Origin of the sequence: Pseudarthrobacter sp. P1 (assembly GCF_050156935.1) — a bacterium.
In the GTDB taxonomy this organism is placed as follows: domain Bacteria; phylum Actinomycetota; class Actinomycetes; order Actinomycetales; family Micrococcaceae; genus Specibacter.
This window is the reverse complement of record NZ_CP189584.1, coordinates 739,541-764,606: the sequence shown is the minus strand read 5'-3', so window position 1 is coordinate 764,606 and position 25,066 is coordinate 739,541. Positions and strand designations below refer to the sequence as shown.

20 protein-coding genes and 1 pseudogene are annotated in these 25,066 nt (G+C 69.2%); 8 read left to right on the top strand and 13 right to left on the bottom strand.

What is annotated here, in order from left to right; translation table 11 throughout:
- Positions 1–73 precede the first annotated feature (73 nt).
- Positions 74–1,108: a pirin family protein gene (locus ACQCSX_RS03480; protein WP_427017690.1), complete on the top strand. Its 1,035-nt coding sequence runs from the start codon at positions 74–76 to the stop codon at positions 1,106–1,108.
- On the opposite strand, the gene ACQCSX_RS03475 is transcribed toward ACQCSX_RS03480, so the two are convergent.
- The 4 genes from ACQCSX_RS03475 to ACQCSX_RS03460 all read right to left on the bottom strand — a co-directional run bounded on the left by ACQCSX_RS03475 (position 1,105) and on the right by ACQCSX_RS03460 (position 5,425).
- On the bottom strand, positions 1,105–2,151 hold the full coding sequence (locus ACQCSX_RS03475; RefSeq protein ID WP_427017689.1) for an LLM class flavin-dependent oxidoreductase: 1,047 nt from the start codon (positions 2,149–2,151) through the stop codon (positions 1,105–1,107). The two genes, ACQCSX_RS03480 and ACQCSX_RS03475, sit on opposite strands and share 4 nt — an antisense overlap.
- Before the next feature lie 83 nt (positions 2,152–2,234).
- A complete protein-coding gene (locus ACQCSX_RS03470; protein WP_427017688.1) occupies positions 2,235–3,473 on the bottom strand; it encodes a pyridoxal phosphate-dependent aminotransferase in 1,239 nt (412 codons plus the stop codon).
- A gap of 114 nt (positions 3,474–3,587) precedes the next feature.
- Entirely contained in the window at positions 3,588–4,397 is an 810-nt protein-coding gene (locus tag ACQCSX_RS03465; protein ID WP_427017687.1) for an ABC transporter permease subunit, read from the bottom strand.
- Entirely contained in the window at positions 4,394–5,425 is a 1,032-nt protein-coding gene (locus tag ACQCSX_RS03460) for an ABC transporter ATP-binding protein (protein ID WP_427017686.1), read from the bottom strand. Before ACQCSX_RS03460 ends, ACQCSX_RS03465 begins: the two co-directional genes overlap by 4 nt.
- 242 nt (positions 5,426–5,667) lie before the next feature.
- On the opposite strand from ACQCSX_RS03460, the gene ACQCSX_RS03455 reads away from it, so the two are divergent.
- From ACQCSX_RS03455 to ACQCSX_RS03430, 6 genes and pseudogenes are all read left to right on the top strand, one after another.
- The gene (locus ACQCSX_RS03455) at positions 5,668–6,303 is read left to right on the top strand and encodes a uracil-DNA glycosylase (RefSeq protein WP_427017685.1); all 636 of its coding nucleotides are present in this window, start codon (positions 5,668–5,670) and stop codon (positions 6,301–6,303) included.
- Between the two features lie 252 nt (positions 6,304–6,555).
- On the top strand, positions 6,556–7,392 hold the full coding sequence (locus ACQCSX_RS03450; RefSeq protein WP_427017684.1) for a hypothetical protein: 837 nt from the start codon (positions 6,556–6,558) through the stop codon (positions 7,390–7,392).
- A 270-nt stretch (positions 7,393–7,662) separates the two neighbouring features.
- A complete protein-coding gene (locus tag ACQCSX_RS03445; protein ID WP_427017683.1) occupies positions 7,663–8,070 on the top strand; it encodes a response regulator transcription factor in 408 nt (135 codons plus the stop codon).
- A 141-nt stretch (positions 8,071–8,211) separates the two neighbouring features.
- Positions 8,212–9,291 carry a methyltransferase domain-containing protein gene (locus tag ACQCSX_RS03440; RefSeq protein WP_427017682.1) on the top strand — a complete coding sequence of 360 codons (1,080 nt, stop codon included), beginning with the start codon at positions 8,212–8,214 and terminating at the stop codon, positions 9,289–9,291.
- A 196-nt stretch (positions 9,292–9,487) separates the two neighbouring features.
- Positions 9,488–10,002, top strand: a pseudogene (locus tag ACQCSX_RS03435) (ferritin); the annotation flags it as partial.
- A 175-nt stretch (positions 10,003–10,177) separates the two neighbouring features.
- Positions 10,178–11,071, top strand: coding sequence for a potassium channel family protein (locus ACQCSX_RS03430; protein ID WP_427017681.1), 894 nt, complete (start codon positions 10,178–10,180; stop codon positions 11,069–11,071).
- A gap of 79 nt (positions 11,072–11,150) precedes the next feature.
- On the opposite strand, the gene ACQCSX_RS03425 is transcribed toward ACQCSX_RS03430, so the two are convergent.
- The 5 genes from ACQCSX_RS03425 to ACQCSX_RS03405 form a co-directional block, all read right to left on the bottom strand.
- Positions 11,151–12,581 (bottom strand): putative bifunctional diguanylate cyclase/phosphodiesterase, encoded by a 1,431-nt coding sequence (locus ACQCSX_RS03425; protein ID WP_427017680.1) that lies wholly within the window; start codon positions 12,579–12,581, stop codon positions 11,151–11,153.
- Positions 12,571–14,304 (bottom strand): diguanylate cyclase domain-containing protein, encoded by a 1,734-nt coding sequence (locus ACQCSX_RS03420; protein WP_427017679.1) that lies wholly within the window; start codon positions 14,302–14,304, stop codon positions 12,571–12,573. The genes ACQCSX_RS03425 and ACQCSX_RS03420 overlap by 11 nt, the downstream gene beginning before the upstream one ends.
- A gap of 141 nt (positions 14,305–14,445) precedes the next feature.
- Positions 14,446–15,279: an SGNH/GDSL hydrolase family protein gene (locus ACQCSX_RS03415; RefSeq protein WP_427018958.1), complete on the bottom strand. Its 834-nt coding sequence runs from the start codon at positions 15,277–15,279 to the stop codon at positions 14,446–14,448.
- 8 nt (positions 15,280–15,287) lie between these two features.
- Positions 15,288–16,754, bottom strand: a complete 1,467-nt coding sequence (locus ACQCSX_RS03410) for a UDP-glucose dehydrogenase family protein (RefSeq protein WP_427017678.1) — start codon at positions 16,752–16,754, stop codon at positions 15,288–15,290.
- A gap of 8 nt (positions 16,755–16,762) precedes the next feature.
- Positions 16,763–17,899, bottom strand: a complete 1,137-nt coding sequence (locus tag ACQCSX_RS03405; protein WP_427017677.1) for a glycosyltransferase family 4 protein — start codon at positions 17,897–17,899, stop codon at positions 16,763–16,765.
- 762 nt (positions 17,900–18,661) lie between these two features.
- On the opposite strand from ACQCSX_RS03405, the gene ACQCSX_RS03400 reads away from it, so the two are divergent.
- Complete coding sequence (locus tag ACQCSX_RS03400; RefSeq protein ID WP_427017676.1) at positions 18,662–20,458, top strand: DUF222 domain-containing protein; 1,797 nt, start codon at positions 18,662–18,664, stop codon at positions 20,456–20,458.
- 321 nt (positions 20,459–20,779) lie between these two features.
- Here the strand turns inward: ACQCSX_RS03400 and ACQCSX_RS03395 are convergent, their stop codons facing one another.
- The 4 genes from ACQCSX_RS03395 to ACQCSX_RS03380 all read right to left on the bottom strand — a co-directional run bounded on the left by ACQCSX_RS03395 (position 20,780) and on the right by ACQCSX_RS03380 (position 24,803).
- On the bottom strand, positions 20,780–21,637 hold the full coding sequence (locus ACQCSX_RS03395; protein WP_427017675.1) for an ABC transporter permease: 858 nt from the start codon (positions 21,635–21,637) through the stop codon (positions 20,780–20,782).
- Positions 21,638–21,641: 4 nt separating this feature from the next.
- The gene (locus ACQCSX_RS03390) at positions 21,642–22,598 is read right to left on the bottom strand and encodes an ABC transporter ATP-binding protein (RefSeq protein ID WP_427018957.1); all 957 of its coding nucleotides are present in this window, start codon (positions 22,596–22,598) and stop codon (positions 21,642–21,644) included.
- Positions 22,599–22,621: 23 nt separating this feature from the next.
- Entirely contained in the window at positions 22,622–23,719 is a 1,098-nt protein-coding gene (locus tag ACQCSX_RS03385; protein ID WP_427017674.1) for a LolA family protein, read from the bottom strand.
- 136 nt (positions 23,720–23,855) lie between these two features.
- The gene (locus ACQCSX_RS03380) at positions 23,856–24,803 is read right to left on the bottom strand and encodes a plastocyanin/azurin family copper-binding protein (RefSeq protein ID WP_427017673.1); all 948 of its coding nucleotides are present in this window, start codon (positions 24,801–24,803) and stop codon (positions 23,856–23,858) included.
- Positions 24,804–25,066: the final 263 nt, after the last annotated feature.

Below are 25,066 nucleotides of genomic sequence, written 5' to 3'. Positions count from 1 at the left end.
CGGCAGGCACCCCACCGGTGCGGCTGGAGGCATAGGATCGGCAGCAGAGTCTGCCCCCAAGCCCGGAGGTCCCATGAGCAACCAAGAGAGCACCCCGCAGGAGCTGCGCTGCGATGGCCACGCGCACCCGCTCGGCGCAGACGCGCCACGGATGGAGCTTCTGGAGCCGCGGATGGTGCCCCTCGGCGGGGTGCGCGCCATGACGGTGCGCCGGACACTCCCTCAGCGCAGCAGGTCCTTCATCGGCGCGTGGTGCTTCCTGGACCACTATGGCCCCGACGCGGTGGCCGAAACGGGTGGCATGGAGGTTCCGCCGCATCCGCACACCGGATTGCAGACCATTTCGTGGCTGTTCACCGGCGAAATCGAACACCGTGACAGCGCCGGCAACCATGCGCTGGTCCGCCCCGGTGAGCTGAACCTGATGACGGCCGGCCGCGGCATCAGCCACTCTGAAATGTCGACGCCGGGGACCACCGTTTTGCATGGTGCCCAGCTGTGGGTTGCCCTGCCCGACGGCGACAGGTTCACCGATCCGGGCTTCCAGAGCTACCGGCCGCCGGCCGTGCTCGACGGTGGAGCCACCCTGCGCGTGTTTTTGGGCACAGTGGGCGGCCAGAGCTCTCCGGTGGCCACTTTCACCCCGTTGCTGGGCGCCGAACTGGTACTCGAGGCCGGGGCAACGGTCAGCTATCCGGTGGACGCGGGCTTTGAGTATGGCATCCTGGTAGACAGCGGATCCGCCACGGCCAACGGCCATCCGCTGGCGGCACACGAACTGGGGGCTTTCCCCGCCGGAATGCCCATGCTTTCGATCAGTGCCGGCAGCCAGGGTGCCCGGCTGCTGCTGCTCGGCGGCACGCCGCTGGGCGAATCGATTGTGATGTGGTGGAACTTTGTGGGCCGCAGCCACGAGGAGATCGCCCGGTTCCGTGCCGAGTGGCAGCGCGACTCCGGCGTCGAGCCGGACGCGGTCCAGCCCGGCGCCGTTGGGTCCGCTCCGGACACGGCGGGGCCGGCGGTCCGGTTTGGCCTGCCGCCGGGGCAGGACGTGGCACCGCTGCCGGCGCCCGCCCTGCCCACCGTCCGGTTGAAGCCCCGGGACTAGCGCCCGCTGCCCAGCTGCTCGCGGACCAGGGGCGCCACCTCGGTGCCGTAGAGCCGGATGCTTTCCAGCAGCGTCTCGTGGCCCAGCGTGCCGTGGCTGTACTTGAGGTCGAAGCGGGACAGGCCCAGACCCTTGGCCACCTTGACGATCTTCGTGGCCACCGTTTCGGGCGAGCCGACAAACAGGGCACCGTCGGGTCCGGCCGTCGCCTCAAACTGGGCGCGGTCCATGGGGCCCCAGCCGCGTTCACGGCCGATCCGGGCGGTGTGCTTCTGGTAGTGCGGCCACAGCTCGTCCAGCGCCTGCTGGTCGGTGGCGGCGATGTGTCCGGGCGAGTGCACGCCGATGGGCTGCTCCGGCTGGCCGAATTCCTTCAGGGCCCGGTGGTATAGCTCCGCGAACGGGGCAAACGCCATGGGCTCGCCACCGATGATGGCCAGCATCAGGGGAAGCCCGTGGTGGGCGGCGCGGACCACCGACTGCGGGCTGCCGCCCACGGCCGCCCAGCTCTTCAGCGTGCCGTTTTGGATGGGCGGGTAGACCATTTGGTTGGCCAGCGGGGCACGCGTCTCCCCGGACCAGGTGACGGGGCCCTGCTTGCGCAGCTCGGTGAACAGTTCGAGCTTTTCCTCGAACAATTGCTCGTAGGAGGAGAGGTCGTAGCCGAACAGCGGGAACGATTCGGTGAAGGAACCGCGGCCCAGGATGACCTCGGCCCGGCCGTTGGAGACGGCGTCGAGGGTGGAGAAGCGCTGGAAAACCCGGATCGGATCATCGGAGCTGAGCACCGTCACGGCCGAGCCCAGCCGGATCGTCTTGGTCTGGCCGGCGATGGCGGCCAGCACCATGTCGGGTGCGGAGATGGCGTAGTCGTCGCGGTGGTGCTCCCCCACGCCAAAGAAGTCCAGGCCCAGCGAATCCGCCAGGACGGCCTGCGCGACGACGTCGCGGATGGACTCCGCCGCCGCCTTCGGCTCCCCCGATGCATCCAGGGTCATGTCCCCAAATGTATCCAGCCCCAGTTCAAACTTCTGCGCGTCCATCCCGCTCCCTCGTGTCAATTCCATGCGTTTGCATCTAGTGGAACATGGCCCTCGGTGGAACTATTCCCGGGCAGGGCCGGATGCTACGCGGTGGCGGTTGGGGTGGCCTTGCGCCGGTAGACGGCCAGGAAGGTGGAGATCCGGCGCACGGCCTCCTCGATGTCGTCCACCGAGGGCAGGATGACGAAGCGGAAGTGGTCCGGCGTGGGCCAGTGGAACGCCGTGCCGTGGGAAACCAGGATCTTCTGGTCCTGCAGCAGATCGATGACAAACTTCTCGTCGTCGTCGATCGGATACAGGGCCGGGTCCAGCTTGACGAACAGATACATGGCGCCGGCGGCGGGCACGCAGCTGACGCCCGGGATGGCGGTGAGGAGTTCGCGGGCCCGGTCGCGCTGCTCGCGCAGCCGCCCGCCCGGCTTGGTGAGGTCGTTGATGCTCTGGTAGCCGCCCAGGGAGGTCTGGATGGCGTGCTGGGCCGGCACATTGGAGCACAGCCGCAGCGAGGCCAGCAGTTCCAGGGACTCCTTGAAATCGGCCATGGCGGCACGCGGACCCGACAGCGCCACCCAGCCGGCCCGGTAGCCGGGCATCCGGTAGGCCTTGGACAGCCCGCTGAAGGTGAGCGTGGCGACGTCGTCGGTGATGGCGGCCGTGTGGATGTGCGTGGCGCCCTCGTAGAGGATCTTCTCGTAGATCTCATCGGAGAACAGCACCAGATCGTGCTTGCGGGCCAGGTCGGCAAACTGCTCCAGGATGTGGCGCGGGTACACGGCGCCGGTGGGGTTGTTGGGGTTGATGATCACGATGGCCCGGGTCCTGGCGGTGATCTTGGCCTCGACGTCGGCCATGTCCGGCCACCACTGGTTGTCCTCGTCGCACAGGTAGTGCACGGGCACACCGCCGGTCAGGGTGACCGACGCCGTCCAGAGCGGGTAGTCCGGGGCCGGGATCAGGACCTCGTCGCCGTTTTCCAGGAAGGCCTGCAGGGTCATCGAGATGAGCTCGCTGACGCCATTGCCGACAAAGATGTCCTCGACGCCGATCTGCATCAGGCCGCGCGTTTGGTAGTACTGCGAAATGGCGGTCCGGGCGGAGAAGATGCCCTTGGAATCGCTGTAGCCCTGCGCCCCGCGCAGGTGGTGGATCATGTCCACCACGATGGACTCCGGCGCCTCCAGCCCGAACGGTGCGGTGTCGCCGAGGTTCATCCGCAGGATCCGGTGGCCCTCGGCCTCCATCGCCTTGGCGGCGTGCAGGATGGGCCCGCGGAGCTCGTAGCGGACGTTGGCGAGCTTGGATGAGTGCTGCATGGGACGCATACGCCAAATCTTTCCATATCCGTGTGCCAGCCCCACTCATTGGCCCGGATCGGTCCGCAATGCGAGAACGCCCCGGGCCGGACGCCAAGGCAGGCCGGTCCGCGGGCGGAGCGCTCAGACGCCGACGTCGCGCCGCGCCAGCACCGCGGCCCCGGCGGCCGTGAACACGAGGCAGAGCGCATAGATGGCCGCCACCGACCACCAGTCCGGCCCGTGCACCAGGGGTGCGTTGGCGTAGGCCCAGTAGTAGGGCGAGAAGCCGTGCATCCAGGACAGTTCCTGGCTCTGGTTGCCCAGCGCATTGAGCGCATAGCCCAGCACGGCCACCACGGCCCCGGCGGCAATTCCGTGCACGCGGCGTCCGCCGATGGTTCCGCCCAGCAGGGCAGCGGTGCCGCTGAGCAGCGCCAGCCCTGCGAAGAGCAGCACGCCGCCGGCCGCATGGCGCGGGTCGATGCCCAGGTCCGAGGGCCCGGCGAGCACCCACAGTGCCACCAGCACGACGGCGGAGAGCGCCAGCACGCGGACCGCGAGCGCTGTGGCCCGTTCGAGCACCACTTGGACGCGGGTGACCCCGTGGGCGAGGGTGAGTTCGAGCAGGCCTGCTTCCTCGTCGCTGCCGATGGCTGCGGCTCCCCAGCCGATGGTGGCGATGGACATGAGGGCGAAGCCCATGAGGCCGAAGAAGGTTGCTTGGGTGTATCCGGCGCCGGTGGCTATTTGGTCGTAGTTCAGGGCGCGGATCAGTTCGGGTGGGAGGGAGTCCAGCAGGTTCTTCATTTGGGCGTTCCCGCCGATGGCCGGGTAGAGCGGCAGGTACAGGGACATGGCGGCGAGCAGGCCGGCGGCCCAGGCGAGGGTGGAGCGCCAAGACTCTGCGAGCGCTTTGCGCATCAGTGGCAGGCGGTGGCCGGTGGGGGTCATCGGCGGTCCTTTCGCAGCTGGCGGCGCCGTGGGTATGGAGGGGTTCGGTCTGTATGGGTGTGGTCTGTGGCGTACAGCCCCAGGACTGCCTCTTCGAGGTCGGGTTCCTCCAGGACGAGGTCGAGGAGGTGGAGGCCGGCGAGCGCGCCCACCAGGTGGTTGACGCCGTCTTCCAAGATGGCGGTGGCGTCGACGGTGCCGGGGCGGGTGCCGGGTGTGGCGTGGGCTTGGAGCACTCCGGGCACGGAGCCCAGTAGGGCTTCCACTGTGGGGGCCGTCGTGCCGGTGGCGCTCAGGCGCAGGCGGCGCTTGGCCGTGGCGCGCAGTTCCTCCACGGTGGCGATGGTGGCGATCCGGCCGCCGCGGAGGATGGCGACCTTGTCGGCGGCGGCCTGGATTTCGCTGAGCACGTGGGAGCTGAGGAAGACGGTTTGGCCGTTATCGCGGGCCTCGCGGGCGAGGGCGATGAATTCCTGTTGCATGAGCGGGTCCAGTCCGCTGGTGGGTTCGTCGAGGACCAGGAGTTCGGGGTCGTGCATGAAGGCTTGGACCAGGCCCAGCTTTTGTTTGTTGCCCTTGGAGAGCCGGCGTATCTGGGCGTTGAGGTCCAGGTCGAGCCGTTCGGCCAGTTCGGCCACGCGGCCTGGCTTTACGGGTCCGCTGATCTGGGCGTAGTGCTCCAGGAGCTTTGTCCCGGTGGTCCGGCCCTGAAGGGTGAGGTCGCCGGGGACGTAGCCGATCCGCCGGCGCAGGGCCGGTCCGCTTTGTTGGGGGTTCTCCCCCAGCAGTGCCAGTTCCCCGGCGGTGGGGCGGATGATGTCCAGGAGTGCGCGCATGGTGGTGGTTTTACCCGCTCCGTTGGGACCGATCATGCCGAAGATGGTGCCGTGTTCGACGGTAAAGTCGAGGCCATGGAGCACCTCGTGGCCGCCATAGGACTTGCGGAGGCCGTGGACGGCGATGGCGGGGGTGCGCACGGGGGCGCCTGTGCTGTGTTCCTTGCCGTGGCCTATGCCGCTCGGATGCATGAGTTGATGCTAGACACCCTGTACCTATGCGCATAGGTTCGGCGGGCGCTGGGGGAAATCATGGGCAAATCGTTAGCAAACACCGGCTGAGTCGTTCGTCACAAACGGCCCGTTTTGGGCCCGCCCTAGCACATGCGGTGCCGCGCCGCCGTCGTGGTCTGGTTGGTAGACTGGAACGCTAAGCACCGTGCCCTTGGGGAGGGACGGAATGCCCCACCACCCCCGAGGAGACTTAACACTCAATGCAGTCCGTGGCAACCGAATCGCACAGCGAACAGCTCTGGAACCGCCGGTACGACGAGAACGTCGGTGAGGTCAACCGCCTCCTCGACACCCTGGGCGAGATGCGCCCCGAGAAGACCGTACCCTACGTCGATCCGATCCACGACGTGGACGAGTGCCGCATCATCAGCCTGTACTCCAATGTGGGTTCCGCCGACGAGTCCGGCTTCATCACAGCCGGCGATGACCAGGCCTCCACGCGCCTGTTGGGTGTGCACTGGCAGCTGGGCCTGCGCCCCAGCTACGTGATGCCGTGGAATGTCCATCCCTGGTTCACCCCGGGCGAGCCCAACGGCCGCCTGAGCGCCCCGCAGATCGAAGCCGGCCTGCGTCCGCTGGTGAAGCTGCTGGCCCTGGTCCCCCGCGCATCGGCCCTGATTGCCCATGGCACCGAGGCCCACCGCCTGGCGGACCAGCTGGCCAAGGCCCAGAGCCACACGCTGTACAAGCGCGGCTTTGGCATCTACAAGGTCAAGTCCCCCGGCGGCCGCAGCTTTGCCGGCTCCCCCGAGCGCCAGCAGCAGTGGCTGCTGGAGATTGCCAAGGCCTACGCGGAGTCCATGACCCGCTGCGGCCTGCCCATCAAGGGCCGCTAGGAACCTGTCCCCAGGGGCCGCCTGCTTCGGCAGGCGGCCCCTGGGCGTTTAACTGGCGCTTAACGCGGGAAATGGGGCCGGCGGTCCGGGCTGCGCGGGCGGGATATGCGGGCGGGATATGCGGGCGGGATATGCGGCAAAGTGCCCGATTTTCGTTTTCGAACATATATTCGAATATGAAGATTTCCGGCGGTTCCCCGGCAGGTGGAGGCGGGCCGTGCTGCCGGTGGACAGCGGATCCGGACGGGGCCGTTGCCGGAAGCGGATCTGGCCGCGCTCGCCGCATCGGATTGGTGGCGCGGTGGTGTCCCTGAGTCCCTGGCGGTCACGGAGGAGCTCTTTGGCCGCCTGCTCGCCGGCGGGCAGGAGCGCACGGCCGCCCTGCGCGCGACGGAACTGGCCCTGCAGTGGTCCACCCGTGGGGACCTGTTGGTGGCGTCCGGCTGGCTGAACCGGGCACGGAGGCTGCTCGCGGCTCTGCCCGAGGGGCCCGAGCACGGCTATCTTCTCTATCTGGAGGCCGTGGCCGACGGCGACATGGAGGCAGACCCGGCCGCGGCCCGCACCGCCGCCGCCCGGCTCCACGACTGGGCCTCGCGATTTGGCGACCCGGCCCTGGGCTGCATTGCCCACGTGGTCACCGGACTGGCCGAGCTGCGCGCCGGACAGGCGGGCGCGGGCTTCAACGAGCTGGACGAGGCCATGCTGCCCGTGCTGGCCGGATCGGTGCCGCCCCTCTTTGCCGGGGACATCTACTGCACAGTCATCCACACCTGCCACCTGATCAACGACCTGGCACGGATGCGCGCATGGACGCAGGCCCTGGCCGGCTGGAGCGCCATCCACCCGCCTCAGTTCATGTACGCCTCCGTCACCCGGGTCCATCAATTGCAGCTCACCGGCGCCGAGGGCGGCTGGGATGCCGTGGAGGCGGACATCGGGGCCTCGAGCGAATCCCTGGCCGATGCCCACAGCTGGATGGCCGGTGCCGGGTTCTACGAACTCGGCGAGGTGCACCGGCTGCGCGGACGCCACCGGCAGGCACTGGCCGCTTTTGGCCGCGCTCGCGAGCTCGGCGTTGACCCGTAGCCCGGGGAGGCCCTGCTGCACCAGGGGCATGGCGACGCCGAACTGGCCCGGACACAGCTGTGCGCCTCCCTCGGCGAGCGCGACAGGCTGGGCCGGGCCCGGCTGCTGCTGCCCGCCACCGAGCTGGCCCTGGCCCGCGGTGATGGTGCCCTGGCCGAAACCTACTGTGCGGAGCTGGAGGGCACGGCGCGGCATTTTGATGCGGCCGACGGGCTCACCGCCTGGGCCGAGCACGCCCGCACCGCCGTCGCGCTCGCCGCCGGTGACCCGGTGGCAGCCCTGGCACATGCCGAACGGGCCGCCCGGATCTACCGGGGCCAGCGGGCCCGGCACAACACGGCACGGGTGCGCGAACTGCTGGCCCGCTGCCAGGACGCACTCGGGCACGGTGGCACAGCGGAGGCGGACCGCGCCACCGCCCTGGCCATCTACCGCCAACTGGGCGCCGGGCCGGATCTGGTGCGGCTGGCCGGCGGCACCGGCGCCGGCAACCTGTCCGCCCGCGAGGCCGAGGTGCTCGCCCTGGTGGCCCGGGGACTGAGCAACCGGGCGGTGGCGCAGTCCCTGGTGATCAGCGACAAGACGGTGGGCAGGCATTTGGCCAACATCTTCGCCAAGATCGGCGTTTCCTCCCGCACGGCGGCCGCTGCCTGGGCCCGGGGCAACCTGCCCGCCTGATCCGCGGCCACGCACTGCATGGTCCGCCCCACCGGGGAATGGGTGCGGATGCATGGTTTGCCCGATGTGCCCATCCCGGTGCCGGCGTAGCGTTCGAACAAGAGGGCAACACCGCCCGGGTGCAGGAAAGGCGAGAAGACCATGGGCACCACCGACACCACCCCCGCGCAGACCGGGGAACCCACCGGGGTCGAACCGGCGGAACGGCTGCTGGCCATTCTGAACGACGGCGCCATCGCCGTGCTGGCCAGCATCGGCTACCAGACCGGCCTGTTTGAGGCCATGGCCACGCTGCCACCGGCCACCAGCGAACAGGTGGCCGACGCCGCGGGGCTGAACGAGCGCTACGTGCGCGAGTGGCTCGGCGGGGTGGCCGCGGCGCATTTTGTCGACTACGACGCCCCTGCGGGCACCTACCAGCTGCGCGCGGACCATGTGCCGCTGCTCAGCGGCCCCGGGGTGGACAACCTGGCCCGGCAGCTGCTGTACATCACGCTGATGGGCGAGGTCACCCGCAAGGTGGTGGAGAAGTTCCGCACCGGCGGAGGCCTGGCCTACGCCGACTACCCGGACTTCGTCCAGATCCAGGCCGGGGACAGCGGCGCCGTCCACGACGCCTCGCTGATCGACGTGATCCTGCCGCTTTCCGGCTGCGTGGACCGGCTCAAGGCAGGCATCGACGTGGCGGACATGGGCTGCGGGGCCGGCCACGCCGTCAACCTGATGGCACGGGCCTTCCCGGCCAGCCGGTTCACCGGCTACGACTTCTCGGCCGAGAGCATCGCCGCGGGCCGCGCCGAGGCGGCCGCCTGGGGTCTGGACAACGCACACTTCCAGGAGCGGGACGCCTCCACCCTGGACCTGGCGGGCACACTGGACCTGGTCACCGCCTTCGACATGGTCCACGACCAGGCCCATCCCGCCGCCGTGCTGCGCAACATCCACACCTCGCTGCGCCCCGGCGGAACCTTCCTGATGGTGGACATCAATGCCTCCTCGAACCTGGAGGACAACATCGACCTGCCCTGGGGCTCGTTCCTCTACACCGTCTCCGCCGTCCACTGCATGTCCGTCTCCCTGGGCCAGGGCGGGGACGGTCTGGGCACAGTGTGGGGCGTGCAGCTGGCCGAGTCCATGCTCCACGACGCCGGGTTCGGCCCGGTGGCGCGCACGGTGCTGGATGAGGACCCGATCAACGCCTACTTCGTGGCCGTGAAATAGCAGACGGCGGTGGCAGCGCCCGCTGCCCTCGCCGGGCCGGACAACGCGGGGATCCCCCTGCCCAGACGGGGAAACGGGTCTTGACCACCGTATCCGTGGCGGAGCAAGCTCGTAGGAGGCCCCCCGGCAATGCCGGGCCCAGCCGAGCCCTTGTGTCGCGGGTCCTCAGCCTTGAACCCACATCGAGGAGTGCCCCATGAGCACCGCAAAATTCAATGATCTGCTTGGCAAACAGGGGGGGGCAATGAGTTCGCAGCGTCCCAGCAGTACATTGCCATTGCGGCTTGGTTCGACGGGCAGGACCTTCCCAGGCTTGCCAAGCACTTCTACCGGCAGTCGCTGGAGGAGAGGAACCACGCGATGATGATGGTCCGGTACATCCTGGACCGCGGCATCAGGATCTCCATCCCCGGGATCGAGCCGGTCCGCAATGACGTCTCCGAGGCCGAGGAGCCCCTGGCCCTGGCCCAGGAGATCGAAGTCACGGACCGCATCAAGGAACTGTTCACCGCGGCCCGGGAGGAAAACGACCCCCTGGGTGAACAGTTCATGCTGTGGTTCCTCAAGGAGCAGGTGGAAGAGGTCGCGTCCATGTCCACGCTCCTGAACGTCGCGCGCCGGGCGGACAACCTGTTCGACGTCGAAATGTTCCTGGCCCGCGAAAGGGTGGGCGACGCCGGACAGCACGGCCATGGCCACGGGGGGGGGGGGCATCACGGCCACGGAGGCGGCCATGGAGGCGGCCATGGTGCACCCGTCCATGGTGCACCCGTCCATGAATCCGGCACACCGGAGGTGGCAGGCGGAACACTCTAGCGTCCCTCGGTTGCCGGCGGCACGTGCGCGGTGGACGGGTACCGGCACTGTCCCGACCGTAAGCTGAGGCATGGACTTCGCAGGCATAGTGGAGACGGTCACCGGTGCAGGACTGATTCTGCTGATGGTCGCCGATGTCTTTCATACACTCTTCTATCCGCACGGCACAGGTCCCGTCTGCAGGACGATCATGCGCGGACTCTGGCTGCTTTCCCGAAGATTCAGAGGCCACGCCTCCACCGTCGCTGCGCCTGCCGCAATGGCTGCCGTAATCGGCGCATGGGCATCCCTGTCAATCATGGGGTGGGCCCTGGTGTACCTGCCACATTTGCCGGCCGGATTCGCCTACGAAGACGGCGTGCCACAATACGGGGACCTCGCCGAAGCCATTTACATTTCGATGGTCAGCCTGTCCACGGTCGGCTACGGTGAAATTGTTCCGGCGACGCCTTTGCTTCGGTTCGTCGCTGCCTCCCAGGCCGTGACGGGCTTCGGGTTGCTCACGGCCACAGTTTCCTGGATTCTGCAGACGTACCCCGCCCTCAGCCGTCGTCGCGCTCTTGCACACGACCTGAACCTGTTTAGGGAGGCCGCTGGCCCTCGGGGCGCTGCGGCGCTGGAACCCCGCCATGCCGCTGACCTGCTTGAATCGCTCGCAAGGAATGTAGCGACGGTAAGCATAGATCTGCTGGCATTCAATGAAACGTATTACTTTCATGAAGCAGAGCAGAGGGGATCACTGCCGGCCACTATCGCCTATGCACAGCAACTGGCCTCCGATGCCCAAAACAGCACAAATGCCGATCTCCGATTTGCCGGCCGGATGCTGCATGCCGCACTGGATGACCTGGCCGAAGTCCTTCGGGGGAAATTCGGCCACGCAGGTCTGACGTCTTTAGCGGTGTTTCAAAGCTATGAGGCACACCATAGACACCGCCAGAATCCCGACGGTACAGCGAGTTAGGAAAAGTCCACATTCCCAACATGGCAGGGGAATGCTCGGGCCTGGCCTGTTGCCGGCGTCGTCAGGCATTGGGCTGGGTCTAGACCTCATAGGCCGACGCCACCGGTTCGCCGATGGCGAAGGTGGTGCCAGCCTCGAGCATGGCCGTCAGCCTGTCCACGGGAACCGGCTTGCTGAAGTGGTAGCCCTGGCCCAGACCGGCCCCCATGTTTGCCAGGGCGAGGGCCTGCCCTGCCGTTTCGATGCCCTCGGCCACCACGTCCAGGCGGGCGGCCTTGATCAGCATCAGGATCGCGGCCACAAACTCCTGCTGGCGTGGGTCGGTGTCCACGCCGGTCACCAGCGACCTGTCAATCTTGGCGGTGTCCACGGGAAGGCTGCGCAGATAGCTGATGGAGGAGTATCCGGTGCCAAAGTCATCGATCTCCAGGCCGACGCCGAGCTTGCGCAGGCCAAGCAGGACCTTGGCGGTCCGCTCAAAGTCGGACACGATGGCGCTCTCGGTGAGCTCCAGGGCCAGCCGGCCGGCCGGAACCTGGTGTTTGGCCAGCAGCTTGCGGATTTCACCCACAATCTGCGGACGCTCGAGTTCACCGGGGGAAAGGTTCACATGGACCCTGAAGGCCGGCAGCGCAGCCAGCAGCGGCGACCACTCGCCCAGCTGCCGCACCGCTGTGGCCAGCACCCAATGTCCCAGCGCCACCATCAGCCCACCTTCCTCCGCGGCAGGCAGGAATACGGCAGACTGCATCTGGCCCCACTGGGGATGCTGCCAGCGCACCAGCGCCTCGGCACCCACCATCCGCCCGCTGGAGAGGTCCACCACCGGCTGGTAGTGGAGCTCCAGCTCGTCGGCGGAGATCGCCTCGTGCAGATCCGCGATCATCTGCACGCGCTGCGTGGCACGTTCGAGCATGGCCGGGACAAAAACCTGGATGTGGTCCTGCTCGTGCGCCTCGGCATGGTTGGCGGCCAGCACGGCATCGCGGATCTGCTCCTCTGCACTCAGCCCGGTGGCCCCAAACCTGATGCCGACACAGGGTTCGAGCCACAGCGTGTGCTCCCCCAGCACCATCCGGCCGCTGAGTGCTGTGACGAGCTGCACCGCCAGGCGCAGGGACCCCTCGTAGTCACCGCCGGGCAGCAACACGGCGAATTCTTCGTTGCCCATCCGGGCCACTGTGCCGCAGGAGCCGGCCAGTGCCTGGAGCCGGCGGGCGGCTTCCTGCAGCACCGCCTTGCCGCCGGCGCGTCCCAGTTTGGCGTTGGAAAAGGCACCCAGCCCCACGGCCAGCATGGTCGGCAGGGCCCGGCCATCGCCACCGTTGGTGATTGTTTTCTCCAGCAGGGCCACCATGCCCGCCCGGTTGGTGGCCCCAGTCACCGCGTCCGTGCAGGCCTGGTGCTGGAGCAGGGACTGTGCCTGGGCCAGCTCGGTTTCCAGAAGGGAGATGCGGCCCAGCGCCGCGGCAAGGTCGGCCACCGGGACGTTGGCGGGATCAGCCGGCACGGCTGGCCTCGGCTGCCCCGTAAGCGGCCGCGTTGTCGGACTGGGCCGTGGCCAAGGGGTCGGGCAGGGGGTCGGGCAGGGGGTCGGTGAAGCGTTCGCCGTCCACTGAGGTGATGTCTTCCTTTGCCATTTTTCGTTTGTACATGTCCCGATCCGATGCAATGACCAAATCATCAATCTTTGCATCAACGAAGGACGAATAGGCAATTCCAATGCTCACACTGGGGGTAAACCATTGCCCGGCAAGCCGCAGCGGCCTTCCAATTTCGCTTTCAACCCGGCGGCGGATGCCATCGGCGTCCTTGGCGGTTATGCCGTTGGCCAGGATGGCGGCAAATTCATCGCCACCCACACGGGCAACGGTGTCGCCGTCCCGCAGTGCGCCGCGCATGCGTGCGGCAATCTCCACCAACAATTCATTGCCCACATCATGGCCGTAGGCATCATTGACGGACTTGAGGCCATCGACGTCGATGTACAGAATGGCCACACCACTCACCGGATCCTGCACCGCCTCGGCCAGGGAAAGGGCGTCAAGAAAGGCCCGGTAATTGGCCAAGCCCGTCAATTCATCCGTGGCGGCCTTCGCCTGAAGCCGCTGCATTCCGTGGTCCACATGCATGGTGGTGCTGGCCATATGGGCCAGGCCGGAGAGGACGCGTTCCTCCAGCCGGGAAAAGCTGCCCAGGGATGCCGCCCGGGTCACCACAATGTGTTCGGTGCGGCCGTCGGGGAAATCGAATTGGGCGCCGATCTGGTTGGCACCTGCGGGCTCGCGCTGGATGGCCATGGCATCGCCCGGCACTGCGACGGAGGCAAAGGTGCCCACCCGTGAAAGCGGATGGGGCACGTCCGACCAGGGCAATTCATGCGCCGCATCGAGGACCACCTGCAGCTTGACGCCGATTTCTTGCAGCTTCATCCGCAGCGTCAGGCTGTGGACCATCAGGCAGACGACCTCCAAGGATGCCACGCTCACGGCCGACATGGAGGTGCCCACCAAGTGGTACCCATGGTCGCTGAAGGCATCGGCGGCGGCACCCACCCACGTGATCGCGATGTTGATCGCCCACAGCACCCCCATCCGGTTCCAGCGGATCTGGTTCTGTGGAGAATCCGTGGCCCGAATGTGGTGCAGGCCCTGGTGCAGGACGCTCAACCCAATGTGCACCGCCAAGAGCAGGCCGACGCCCAGGGCATAGTTCAGGGCATCTGGCGATCCCAGGTCCCGCAAGAGCGCCACGGTCGACAGGAAGAGCGCGGCGGCAATGGTGCTCACGCCCGTCCAAAACAGAGCGGCTTTGAGCGGGCGGCGCAGCACCGCCTGGTACACCGCCGATCCGAGGACCCAGATGGCCAAGCTCAGCGCGGGTTCGTCCCTGACCTCGGTGAAGGCCAGCACCGACGCCGCGACACCCAGGCAGATCGGATCACGGCCGGCCGTGATCCTGAGCAGAAAGGGGTAAACCACCAGCAGCGATGCCCCGACGATCAGCACGGTGGCCCACCAGGCCAGGATGGCCGTCCATGATGCCGCAACGGCGCCACCAAACAGGCCGGCGCCGGCGATCGCGACGGCAGCGGCGATCAGCCGGCGGCGGCGATCAGCCGGCGCACGGGCGTGCGCGGGTCGCGCCAGACGGGGATCGAATCCTGCGGCCGGAATGCCATGGAGCGCAGCGCTCCACGCAGATTGACGCTTCCCAGTGTGTCCCCCGATCACTCTTGACGGCCCGGCATGCCACGGGCCCGTTCAATGGCTCAAGGCTAGGGTGGGATGCCTCCGGGTACCAATTGGTGGTCGATTAATGTCGAATTCGGTCGACTGTGACGCCGCCCCAGGTGGCGGGGTGAACACCGCAGATCACTCCGGGGTGCCACCGGCGTTGGCCACCCTGGCCCGCTTCTTGGCCAGCTTCCGCAGACCGCCCTTCGGCGGCACCCGGACCGGTTCGGGCCAGCGCGGTGTGAGGGCATCCCCCATCGTCACCCCGCGGATCTTGCGCCCGAACATCGGAACCACCCAATCCCGGATCCAGCGGTATTGCCCCACCGTCCACCCCGAGGCCCGGCCCACCGCGGAGCGCCGGGCCAGCGGATCCCACCGTCTGGGCGCAATGGCATGGTCAACCCCCAGCAGGGCCAGCACCTGGGCGGCCAGGTATTTGTGCCCGGCCTTGGACATGTGCAGCCGGTCCGCGGCCCACATCCGCCGCTCCGCATAGGCGCCGAAGCCGGCATAGTCCACCACCTCGGCACCGTAGCGGCGCGCGATGGCCCGGACGCCGTCGTTGTACAGGCGGTTGCGCCGCCGCAGCGGCTTGAGCACGGCGGAGACCTGGACCTCGTAGCCCGTGAACAGCAGCAGCCGCGCCCCGGTGCCGGCCAGCCGGGAGACCAGCTCTTCGTACTCGGCCAACAGGGCGCCCACCCTGGTGCCCAGGTCCATGAGGTCGTTGCCGCCGGCGTATACGGTGACCAGCGTCGGTTCCAGGGCAAGGGCCGGCCCGAGTTGCTCGGCCACGATGTGGCGCAGCCGCTTGCTGCGGATGGCCAGATTGGCGTATTCCCAGCCGGGCTGTGCCCTGGCCAGCCCCTCGGCCACGCGGTCAGCCCAGCCGCGCACGCCGTTGGGCAGATGCCGGTTGGGGTCCCCCACGCCCTCGGTGAAGGAATCCCCCAGCGCCACGTAGCGCATCGCCACCGCTAGAGGGGACTGCCCGCCCCGGCGGTGCGGGGCCCCGCCGGTTTCGGGGCTGCCTGCGGCGCGGCGGCGTGCGCAGGGGTGGCGGCCAACGGCCCGTTCGCTGCTGCCGGTGCCATGGCGCGCGCGGATGCCGGGGCGGCACCGGCATCCGGCGCCCAGGCACCCCGTCCGATGCCCCGGTAGTCCCAGCCGGCGGCGCGCCATGTCCCGCCGTCGAGCGCGTTCCGCCCGTCCAGCAGCACCGTCCGCGACACCACGGCCGCAACTGAGGCCGGATCCAGTCGCAGGTACTCGTTCCACTCCGTGAGCAGCAGCACCAGCTCGGCACCGTTCAGCGCCGCCATGGTGTTTGGCTCGAAGCACAACTGTGGATACTGCAGCCAGGCGTTGTTGATCGCCCGCGGGTCCGTCACGACGACATCTGCGCCGCGCGCGGCAAGCCGGGAGGCAATGTCCAAGGCCGGGGAATCGCGGATATCATCGGTGCCCGGCTTGAACGCCGCACCCAGCACGGTGATCCGGCGTCCGCCCAGCACCCCGCCGCAGAGCCGGCGTGCGGCCTCCACGGTCCGGTGCCGGGCATCGGTGTTGATGCCGTCCGCCAGCGCCATCAGCCCCGCCACAGAGTCCACCCCGAGCTCCTGCGCCTGGGCGCGGAAGGAGCGAAGGTCCTTGGGCAGGCAGCCGCCGCCAAAACCCACGCCGGCACCGAGGTACGTGGCGCCGATCCGCTCGTCGAGCCCCATGGCCTGCGCCAGCTCTTCCACATCCGCACCGGTGGCGTCGCAGAGCTCGGCCAGGGCATTGATGTAGGAGAGTTTCAGGGCCAGGAAGGCGTTGGCCGAGGATTTGATCAGCTCGGCCGTCGCCGGGCTGGTGACCAGCCGCGGCGTGCCGGCCGCCAGCAATGGCGCATACACGCCGTCGAGCACGTCCACCGCCCGCTGCCCACCGGCGCCCTCGGCCACGCCGTACACCAGCCGGTCCGGCGCCAGCGAATCCTTCACGGCCGTGCCCTGGCGCAGGAACTCCGGGTTCAAGGCCAGTTCCACCCCGGTGCCGGCGAAAAGGTCAGCCAGTTTCGCGGTGGTGCCCACCGGCACAGTGGACTTGCCGGCGACGACGGCGCCCGGGCGCAGGTGCGGGGCCAGCGCACCGGCCGCCGCCATCAGATGCGCCAGGTCCGCCCGGTCGTCCGTCTTGGACTGCGGCGTCCCCACACACAGGAAGTGGACATCGGCGTCATCGATTCCCTCATACAGCGCGGTGAACTTCAGCGTCCCCTCGCGACGCCCGGCGTGCAGCAGCTCCTCCAGCCCGGGTTCAAAGAAGGGCGAGAAGCCGCGGGAGAGGTGGTCGATCTTGCGGGCATCCACATCGATGCCGGTGACGTGGTGGCCCAGCGACGCGAGGGTGGCCGCGTGCACTGCACCCAGGTAGCCGCAGCCAATGACAGTGATTTTCATAGCGTCCTTCAGAGGCTGGTGGTCAGCAGGGAATGTTCGGCAATGGCGCCGCGGTAGTGGTCGATCAAGGCCTCGCAGACGGCGGTCCAGGTCCGGCCTTGGACACTGGCGTGGGCGGCGGCGGCAAAGGCGGCCCGCTTGGCGTCGTCGCCCACGAGGTCCTGTACATAGCCGCGCAGCTGGGCCAGGTTGCCGGGCGCATACAGCCAGCCGGTGCGCGAGGAATCCACCAGGTCCAGCGGCCCGCCCTGGCCGGTGGCCACCACAGGCACACCGGAGGCCATGGCCTCCTGGATGGTCTGGCAGAAGGTCTCCAGCTCGCCCGGGTGGACAAAGAGGTCAAAACTGGCGACGGCGGCGGCCAAGGCCTCGCCGCCGAGGAACCCGGTGAAGTGGGCGTCCGGCAGGGCCGCCTCCAGAGCCTCACGCTGCGGGCCATCGCCCACGATCACTAACTTGGTTCCGGGGATGCCGGCCAGGGCGGCCAGATCGGCCACCTGCTTTTCCAACGCCAGCCGGCCGACATAGCCGATCAGCTTGGTGCCCGGCGGGGCCACCTTGGCCCGGAAGCCGCCGTCGCGCTTGGCGGGGTGGAACCGCACGGTGTCAACGCCACGGGGCCACAACTGCACGCGGGGAATCCCGTGGCCGCGCAGCTGCGATAGGGCATGGCTGGACGGAGCCAGCGTCCGGGTCGCCGCCACATGGATGTTCTCCACCCGCTGCCAGGCCCAGTTTTCCAGGAAACGCACGCCGTACCGTGCGGCGTAGCCGGGGATGTCGGTCTGGTAGATGGCAACGGTGGGGATGCCCAGCTGCTGCGCGGCCTGCACCGCCCGCCAGCCCAGGACGAAGGGCGAGGCCACATGGACCACGTCGGGGGCAAAGCCGGCCAGCACCGATTTGACGGTTGCCACCGGGCCCACGGCAACGCGGATGTTGGTGTAGCCGGCCAGCGGGAGCGAGGGCAGCCGCTTAACCGCGGCGCCCTCCACCACGCTGGGGGCGCCGGCGTCGGCGGAGGTAGGGGCGATCACCAGGACCTCGTCACCGCGTGCCGCCAGGTGCTGGAGCACCTTCAGCAGCGAGTGTGTGACTCCGTTGACCACGGGCAGGAATGATTCAGCAACTATCGCAACCTTCACCCCTCCACAGTGCCGCTACCGGGTGTCCTGCCAGTGTCCTTCCAGGGACGCCCGAACGGTGGCCCGGTGAAGGTTGGGTGAACACGGGGCGGGCGGGGCGTCCGGTGGTCGACCTAGGCCGCTTGCGGCCGTGTGGAGACCCGGCCGTGTGGAGACCCGGCCGTGTGGAGACCCGGCCGTGTGGAGACCCGGCCGTGTGGAGACCCGGCCGTGTGGAGACCCGGGTGACCCGGTCCGCCTGCGTCTCCCCGCGCTCGTTCCCCGCTCCCCAGCCGCTCCCGCGGCCCGCAAGCTCGCCGCGGGTCCCGCGCAGCCGTGCGCCCAGGCCCGCTGGTCGACCGAGGCCGCTTGCGGCCGCGTGGAGACCCAGTCCCGCGTCCCGGCTGGGTTTCCGAGCGATCGTTCCTCGCCCCGCCACCGGTTTCGGTGGCCGTCCCCGGCCGCGTGGAGCCCTGGCCCGGTGGTCGAGCGAAGCCGAGACCTCCCGCACCCGACGGCGCAACCCGGGGACGCCCCCGTCCCACCGGATTTCGGCTCCCGTTCGCCAGCCACCCCAACTTCGCTTCGGTCGGCCAGGGAACCCTGCTGCTTCTGTTGGATCCGCTCAATCACCGCCCCGCTGGTCGAGACCACCGGCTTCGGTGCTTGCCGAGGCCGTCCCCGGCCGTGCTGCGGAGAATATTTTCGACAATCTTTCCCCACCACACCCAAGTGGCCCCTTTCGGAGGGGTTAATGTCGGTGCCTTCTGGTGGAATGGATTCATGGACGGTTCACCGAACCAGACACCCGGCACCGGTGCCGGGACACCCGCGCAGGGGGCACGGCCCACCCTCGCGGAACTGATCACCGCCGTCCGCTTGCCTATGCTTCCTCCAGCCCGTGCGGTCCCCGGTCCGGGCCCCTGCCCCGATACCCTGCTCGACGGGGTGCTCGCCGCGGCACGGGCCGACTACGACGACGCCGCCGCGGCCCTGGCCGCCCTGGCCCGGTTCTCCGCCCGGGTTGCCGCGCACCAGGCGGCCCTGGCCGAACGTCTGCACGCCGCGGCCCGCACCGAGGCCTGGGCGCTGGGCCTGGACGGCTGGCAGGCCGGTGTCCACGATTCGGCCGCGGTCGCCGAACTCGCCACCGCCCTGACCATCCCCGAACAGAGCGCGCACCGGCTGATGGACCACTCCGTCGCGCTGGTCCGCGACCACGGGCCGACCCTGGCCGCCCTGGAGGCCGGGGACCTGTCCTGGCGGCACGCCACCGCGGTGCTGGACCACGTCGAGGCCGTCCGGGACATCCCCGGCATCGACCCGGGCGAGGTGGCCGCGTTCGAGGCCGAACTCGTGGCCCTGGCCGCCGGGGCGACGGTGCCCAAGTTCACCGAGAAGGCCCGGCGGCGGCGCGAACGCCTCCACCCGGCCAGCATCGAAACCCGCGCGAAAATGGCGTTTGAGAAGCGTTCCCTGGTCCTGGTGCCCGAGGTTGACGGGATGTCCTCCCTGCACCTGCAGCTCTCCGCGGCGGCCGGGCAGGCGGTCTGGAACCGGTGCACCGCCGCCGCCCGCGGCCTCCAAGGACCCGGTGAACCGCGCACCCTGGCCCAGCTGCGCGCCGATGTCGCCGCGGCCCTGCTGCTGGGCCCGCTCGGGGGCATTGCCGGCACCATCGACACTGGAGGGGAAGCCGACGGTGATGGACACGGCCCAGCCGGAGATGGCCGCGGCGGCGCACTGGGCGGCTGCGGCCCCGGCGGCCACGGACAGGTGCCCGCCCCGGCCACGCAGATCCTCGTCACCGTCCCGGCGCTGGCCCTGCTTGGGCTGACGGATGAACCGGCCGAGCTGGAGGGCTACGGCCCGATCCCCGCCTCCATTGCCCGGGACCTGGCCGCCGGGGCGCCCTCGTTCCTGCGCCTGCTCACCGACCCGGTGACCGGGGAGGCCCTGGACCAGGCCCCGGAACGGTACCGGGTCAGCGAGGCCATGCGGGCCTGGCTGCGCGCCAGGGACCGGACCTGCACGTTCCCCGGCTGCAACACCGCCACCGCGCACACCGAACTGGACCACCTGCTCGCCTGGGAGGACGGCGGGGACTCCACCGCGGCCAACCTCGCCAGCGAGTGCCCCAAACACCACCTGCTCAAACACGAAAAGGACGGCAAAAACCGGCAGGGGAAACCACCCAGAAGGCCGCGCACCCGCCCTGACGGCACAGCCCTGCCCAAGGTGCGTGGCTGGACCCCCGAAATGGACGGAAATATCGGCCAACCTGTTTGGACGTCACCGGCCGGGACGGCCCACCACCCCGCCACATCGGACACCTTTCCGCCAACGTACCCGCACTGGCTTGACGACACGATCGCCCACGCGGCTGCCCTGTCCGGGCAGGACCGCGGCAACCCGTCCGGGGCCTGGGGCGAGGAGGACAGGGCCCGTGCCCTGGCCGAGTACCGGGCCCTGTGGGGCGCGGAGGACCGGCTCCGGGCCGAATCCGAACGGGACTGCGTCAACTGGGTCGAGGTCTGGGGTGACGAACGCCTCCGGGCCATGCTCAAGGACGACGGCTGACCGTGGCCGGCCCCGCCGGCCCCGCCGGCCCGGCCGGGCAACCCCGCCGGGCAACCGGGCCGGGGCCTGACCGGGGTGCAGGTTCTGGTTCAGGTTCAGGTTCAGGTTCAGGGACATTGTCCGCTCGCCGAGTTTCGGTCGGGTTTGCCGGGACCTCCCGCACCTGCCGGCGGGACTCGGGGACAGTGTCGGCCCATCAGGTTTCGGCTCCGCTCCGCAGAGCTCCGCAGCGCCCAACCACCGGAATCGGCGACCACCGGCGCCGGCTCCAGATCGACCACCGAAGATCGCGCCCGGCCGAACCTGTCCACCGCACCGGCGTCAGGACAGGATGTCCTTGGTGGTGAACCTGCCGTAGGCGAGGGCCGCGAAGACCGCCAGATAGCCCGCCTGCAGCAGGGCGTTGCTGCCCATCGCATCCCACGAGACGGGCTGGCGCAGAAGGTCGGCGAAGTCCAGCCAGTAGTGGCTGAACAGCCACGGATGCAGCCACTCCAGCTGCGGGAGGGCGTCCAGCACCTGGGAGAGAACCGCGGCGACGACGGTGGCGGCCATGGCTCCCACCGGCACGTCCGTGAGCGTGGAAAGGAAGAGCCCGACGGCGGCCAGCCCCAGCAGCGACAGTGCCGCGTAACTGGCGATGAGCAGCAGGCGCAGCGCCGCGGTGCCCACGTCCACGGTGTCCCCGGACAACAGCGCCACCGGTCCGAGGGGGAAGAGGACGGCGCCCGTCAATGCGCCCGCGGCTGCGACGGTCAGGGTGGCCGCGAGGCAGAAGAGGGCCGCACCAATGTATTTGACCACCAGCACCCTGGCCCGGCCGGCGGGGGCCACCAGCAGATACCGCAGCGTACCGTGCCCGGCCTCGCCCGCGATGGTGTCCCCGGCGACCACGCCGACGGTCAGCGGCAGGAACAGTGGGATGGAGACCACCAGTGCCGTGAAGGCGACAAAGAACCCGTTGTGGCTGATCTGGTCCAGGAACGCCGGTCCGCGTCCGGCCGGCACCGCCGGAGAGATCCGCACGGCCAGCCCGATCAGTACGGGGATCGCGGCCAGGGCGGCAAGCAGGGCCCACGTTCGCCGGCGCCGGAACAGCAGGGCAAGCTCGGAGGCCAGCAGCGCAATGCCGGACCGGTGCGGAGCCAATCCGCCAGGGGCCACGGCGTCGGCAGGCAATCCGTCAGTGGGCAATGTCGAACCCCTCCCCGGTCAGGGCGACGAACAGCTCCTCGAGGCTGGCGCGCTCCACTACAAAGCCGCGCACGCGCACGCCGGCACCCACCAGGGCGGCAACCACCCGTTCGGGTTCAGGTCCCCCATCCGGCACCGCGGCGCGCAGGTCAACAGTCGCGCCATCGGCACCATCGCCGTGTCCAGATCCGGACAGCGGGGCCAGGCCCATCCGGACCAGCACGTCGGACGCGGCGCCGGCGTCGGGCGTACTCAGGTGCAGTGTGGCCCGGCCGGTGCGCCGGAGCTCCTCGAGCGGCCCCTGGGCGACGAGGGCTCCGGCGCTCATGATGGCCGCGTGGGTGCAGATCTGCTCCACCTCGGCCAGCAGGTGGCTGGAGACAAAGACGGTGGTGCCGTCGGCGGCCAGGGAGCGGACCAGATGGCGCACCTCGCGGGTGCCCTGTGGGTCCAGCCCGTTGCCGGGTTCATCCAGGACCAGCAGCTCGCGCGGGGCCAGCAGGGCGTTGGCGATGCCCAACCGCTGCTTCATGCCCAGCGAATAGGCCCGCACCTTCTTGCCGGCGGCGTGGGCCAGGCCCACCCGCTCCAAGGCCTCGCCCACTCGTCTCGTGCGGGTGGCCTCGGATGAACGCGGATTGGCGGAGTCGAAGCGGTGGAGGTTGGCGGTGCCGGAGAGGAACGGGTAGAACGCCGGCCCCTCGACCAGGGCGCCGACGCGCGGCAGCACGGCGGCGGCATCGGCCGGCATCGAGCGCCCCAAGAGGCTGATGGACCCGCTGCTGGCGCTGGCAAGCCCCAGCAGCATCCGGATGGTGGTGGTCTTGCCGCAGCCGTTTGGGCCCAGAAATCCGAACACGGAACCGTGCGGCACGGACAGGTCGATTCCGTCCACGGCCAGCTGGTGGCCGAAGCGCTTGCTCAGTCCCCTGGTCTCGATCGCCATCCCGGCGGCGGGGATGGCGGCGCTCACCCGGCCGCCGCGGCGGCCTGCAGCAGCGCCAGCGGAACGGACCCGATGAACACCCGTCCGTCGTCGGCCAGATAGGCGTTGACCAGCGAGGTCGAGAGCAGCCGCCCGCCGGGGACGGCCTGGGCTGCCTGCGCCAGCAGGGGCACCGCGGCCAGCATCTGTGCCATGCCGGTTCCGGGGAGTTCGACGACGGCGTCCCAGCCGCTGCCCGTCACCGTGGGATGGCCCGCCACCGCCTTGGCGTGTGTGTCCGAGGACCCGGGACCGTGGCGGCCCGGCCCGCCCTGGTGCCGGGAGGTGTCGATCTGGTGCACCGTGGCGCCGGCCGGCGGCGTAAACGTGAAGAGGGCCGGATCCGGGGCACCCAGTGTGAGGCTGGTGAAGGCGATCCGGAATGCCGGCTGTTCCTGGCCGCGGGCACGGACCGTGACGTCCAGCGGCAGTCCGGTGGCGCCGTCGACGGCCAGAGACACCGAGGCGACGAGCGTCTGGGTGGAGCGCGGCGTCAGCACCAGCTCGTAGGCGGCCCGGCCGGCCACCCGGACCTTGGCACCCAGGGCGACGTCCGTGCTGGGATCCAGGGCCGAAAGCACCGCGTGGGCGATGGCATCGGGGGCCGGGAGCATCATCTCGGCGCCGGCCGCCTTCCGCCCCTCATGGCCGGAGGGCAGGGTGAGATGGGTGGCCGCATTGCTGCGTGAGTCGTAGAGCCACAGATCGGTTCCGTTCCGGACCAGGTCGCGCTCGGCGAGCCGATCCATGACCTGGACACGCTTGCCGGAGGCGCCGTCAAGGTACACGCGGGCCGTGTGGGGTGCCGTCAGCAGGTCCAGCAGCGCCGTCCCGGCGGGATCGCTGGCGGCGCCCTTCCCGGGATACTGCGGTAATTGGGGCAGCCCCAGATCGGAGGTCTGTTCGACGGTGCCGGACAGCGCCACGCCCGGGGCGTTGGCCACCAGGGCCAGCACCTGCTCGGCGGTCTTGGCGGGCAGGGATGCCTCGGCGTTGGCCTGGAAGGGCGCCGCCAGCACGCCTGCGGCAATCACCATGGGGACGACAGCGGCCGGTGCCCACCGCCGCCACAAGCTGTTCATCTGCGCAGAACTCCTTCACCGCAGTCCATGCCTTCAGCCTACGCCCGGGACCACCCGGTGGCACCAGGCTGGCTGCGAATCATGGCGGTTCCGGTGGCCGCGTGGCGGCCACCGGAGATCGCCGTCGGCTGTGGTTTCAGTCCTGCACCACCACCTTGCCGACCATCCCCAAGTAGTCATGCAATCCACAGATGTAGTCGAAGGTCCCCGCGGTGGTGAACGTGACGGCGAACCTGGACCCCGGCCCTGGCGCCGGCGGCATCAGCCCCGAATTCAACTGGCCGCCGCCATATGCCGTGGGGGTGCCCAGTGGGGCGAACACGTCCGCCGGTTCGGTGCCGAAGGTGACGGTGTGTGGTTCGCCCATGCCGTTGTTGATGAAGGTGACGGTGTCACCGACATGGACCTTGACGGTGGGTTGTATGAAGCGCATGAGCATCGCGGTGCCGTCGTCGGCTCCGGCGTACACATGGTGCGAGTCAGCCAGATCGGCCGTTTCGTCCCAGAGGTCCTGCCCATCCCGGAGGATGTCACCTGCCTGCACCCTGGACTGGCGGTTGTACTGCTTCTGGGTGTAGGGGTACGGCTCCCCCGCCTTGGCCACATGCACTGTGCCCTTCATGGCCGCTCCGTGGACCAGGCAGTAGTAGGTGTAGTTCCCCGTGGCGGGAAACGCCAGACTGTAGCTGCCAACGTACGGCAAGCCGCTGGTTGAAACGTTGGTCAGGACACCGGAGTTGTAGTACGAATGACCGTCGTAGCTGCCCCCGCCCTGCTTGAACAACTCGGCCGGAATCCCGGGATCGAACGGCTGCGTCGATTCAATCGACTGGCCGGTGGCCAGAAACGTGACGGTGTGGATCTCGGCCGCGTTGGCGGCCCAGGCAACCGTGTCGCCGGCATCGACGAAAATGTCGGTGGGAAGAAAGGCCATGCCCTGGATGGACTGGTCCCGGGACTCTGACCCCACCTGGACGGTCCAGGTCCGCGGACCCTGGCCGCCGGCGCTGGCGGGGCCGGCGAGGGCCACCGGCGCCGCCAGCGCCAGGAGCGCGGCGACGATCAGTGGCAGTTTGTGTGGCAATCGATGAGTTTCACGTAGGCGTCCCATCGGACGTTCCCTTCTCGAACAGTGCGGCGGCCCGGTCAGGCTGCCACGTCGAGGCGGCCCTCCTCCCGGTGGGCCGCTCGTCCCAGTCTGGCCGCATCCCCCGGCCGCCATGGCCAGCCGGCGGGCCCGCTTCCTGACGACACAGGCCAGCCGGCGTCCGCACATGCCGCGCAGACAGGGAACCCAGGACCAGAGCGGTTGGTTGCACATGGACCGCCTGAGCCGCAGATCCGATG

Bases quoted from the DNA above. Each gene is read 5' to 3' on its own strand.
- ACQCSX_RS03480 (WP_427017690.1), top strand. From the start codon at position 74: ATGAGCAACCAAGAGAGCACCCCGCAGGAGCTGCGCTGCGATGGCCAC.
- ACQCSX_RS03475 (WP_427017689.1), bottom strand. From the start codon at position 2,151: ATGGACGCGCAGAAGTTTGAACTGGGGCTGGATACATTTGGGGACATG.
- ACQCSX_RS03470 (WP_427017688.1), bottom strand. From the start codon at position 3,473: ATGCGTCCCATGCAGCACTCATCCAAGCTCGCCAACGTCCGCTACGAG.
- ACQCSX_RS03465 (WP_427017687.1), bottom strand. From the start codon at position 4,397: ATGACCCCCACCGGCCACCGCCTGCCACTGATGCGCAAAGCGCTCGCA.
- ACQCSX_RS03460 (WP_427017686.1), bottom strand. From the start codon at position 5,425: ATGCATCCGAGCGGCATAGGCCACGGCAAGGAACACAGCACAGGCGCC.
- ACQCSX_RS03455 (WP_427017685.1), top strand. From the start codon at position 5,668: ATGCAGTCCGTGGCAACCGAATCGCACAGCGAACAGCTCTGGAACCGC.
- ACQCSX_RS03440 (WP_427017682.1), top strand. From the start codon at position 8,212: ATGGGCACCACCGACACCACCCCCGCGCAGACCGGGGAACCCACCGGG.
- ACQCSX_RS03430 (WP_427017681.1), top strand. From the start codon at position 10,178: ATGGACTTCGCAGGCATAGTGGAGACGGTCACCGGTGCAGGACTGATT.
- ACQCSX_RS03415 (WP_427018958.1), bottom strand. From the start codon at position 15,279: ATGCGCTACGTGGCGCTGGGGGATTCCTTCACCGAGGGCGTGGGGGAC.
- ACQCSX_RS03410 (WP_427017678.1), bottom strand. From the start codon at position 16,754: ATGAAAATCACTGTCATTGGCTGCGGCTACCTGGGTGCAGTGCACGCG.
- ACQCSX_RS03400 (WP_427017676.1), top strand. From the start codon at position 18,662: ATGGACGGTTCACCGAACCAGACACCCGGCACCGGTGCCGGGACACCC.
- ACQCSX_RS03390 (WP_427018957.1), bottom strand. From the start codon at position 22,598: ATGGCGATCGAGACCAGGGGACTGAGCAAGCGCTTCGGCCACCAGCTG.
- ACQCSX_RS03385 (WP_427017674.1), bottom strand. From the start codon at position 23,719: ATGAACAGCTTGTGGCGGCGGTGGGCACCGGCCGCTGTCGTCCCCATG.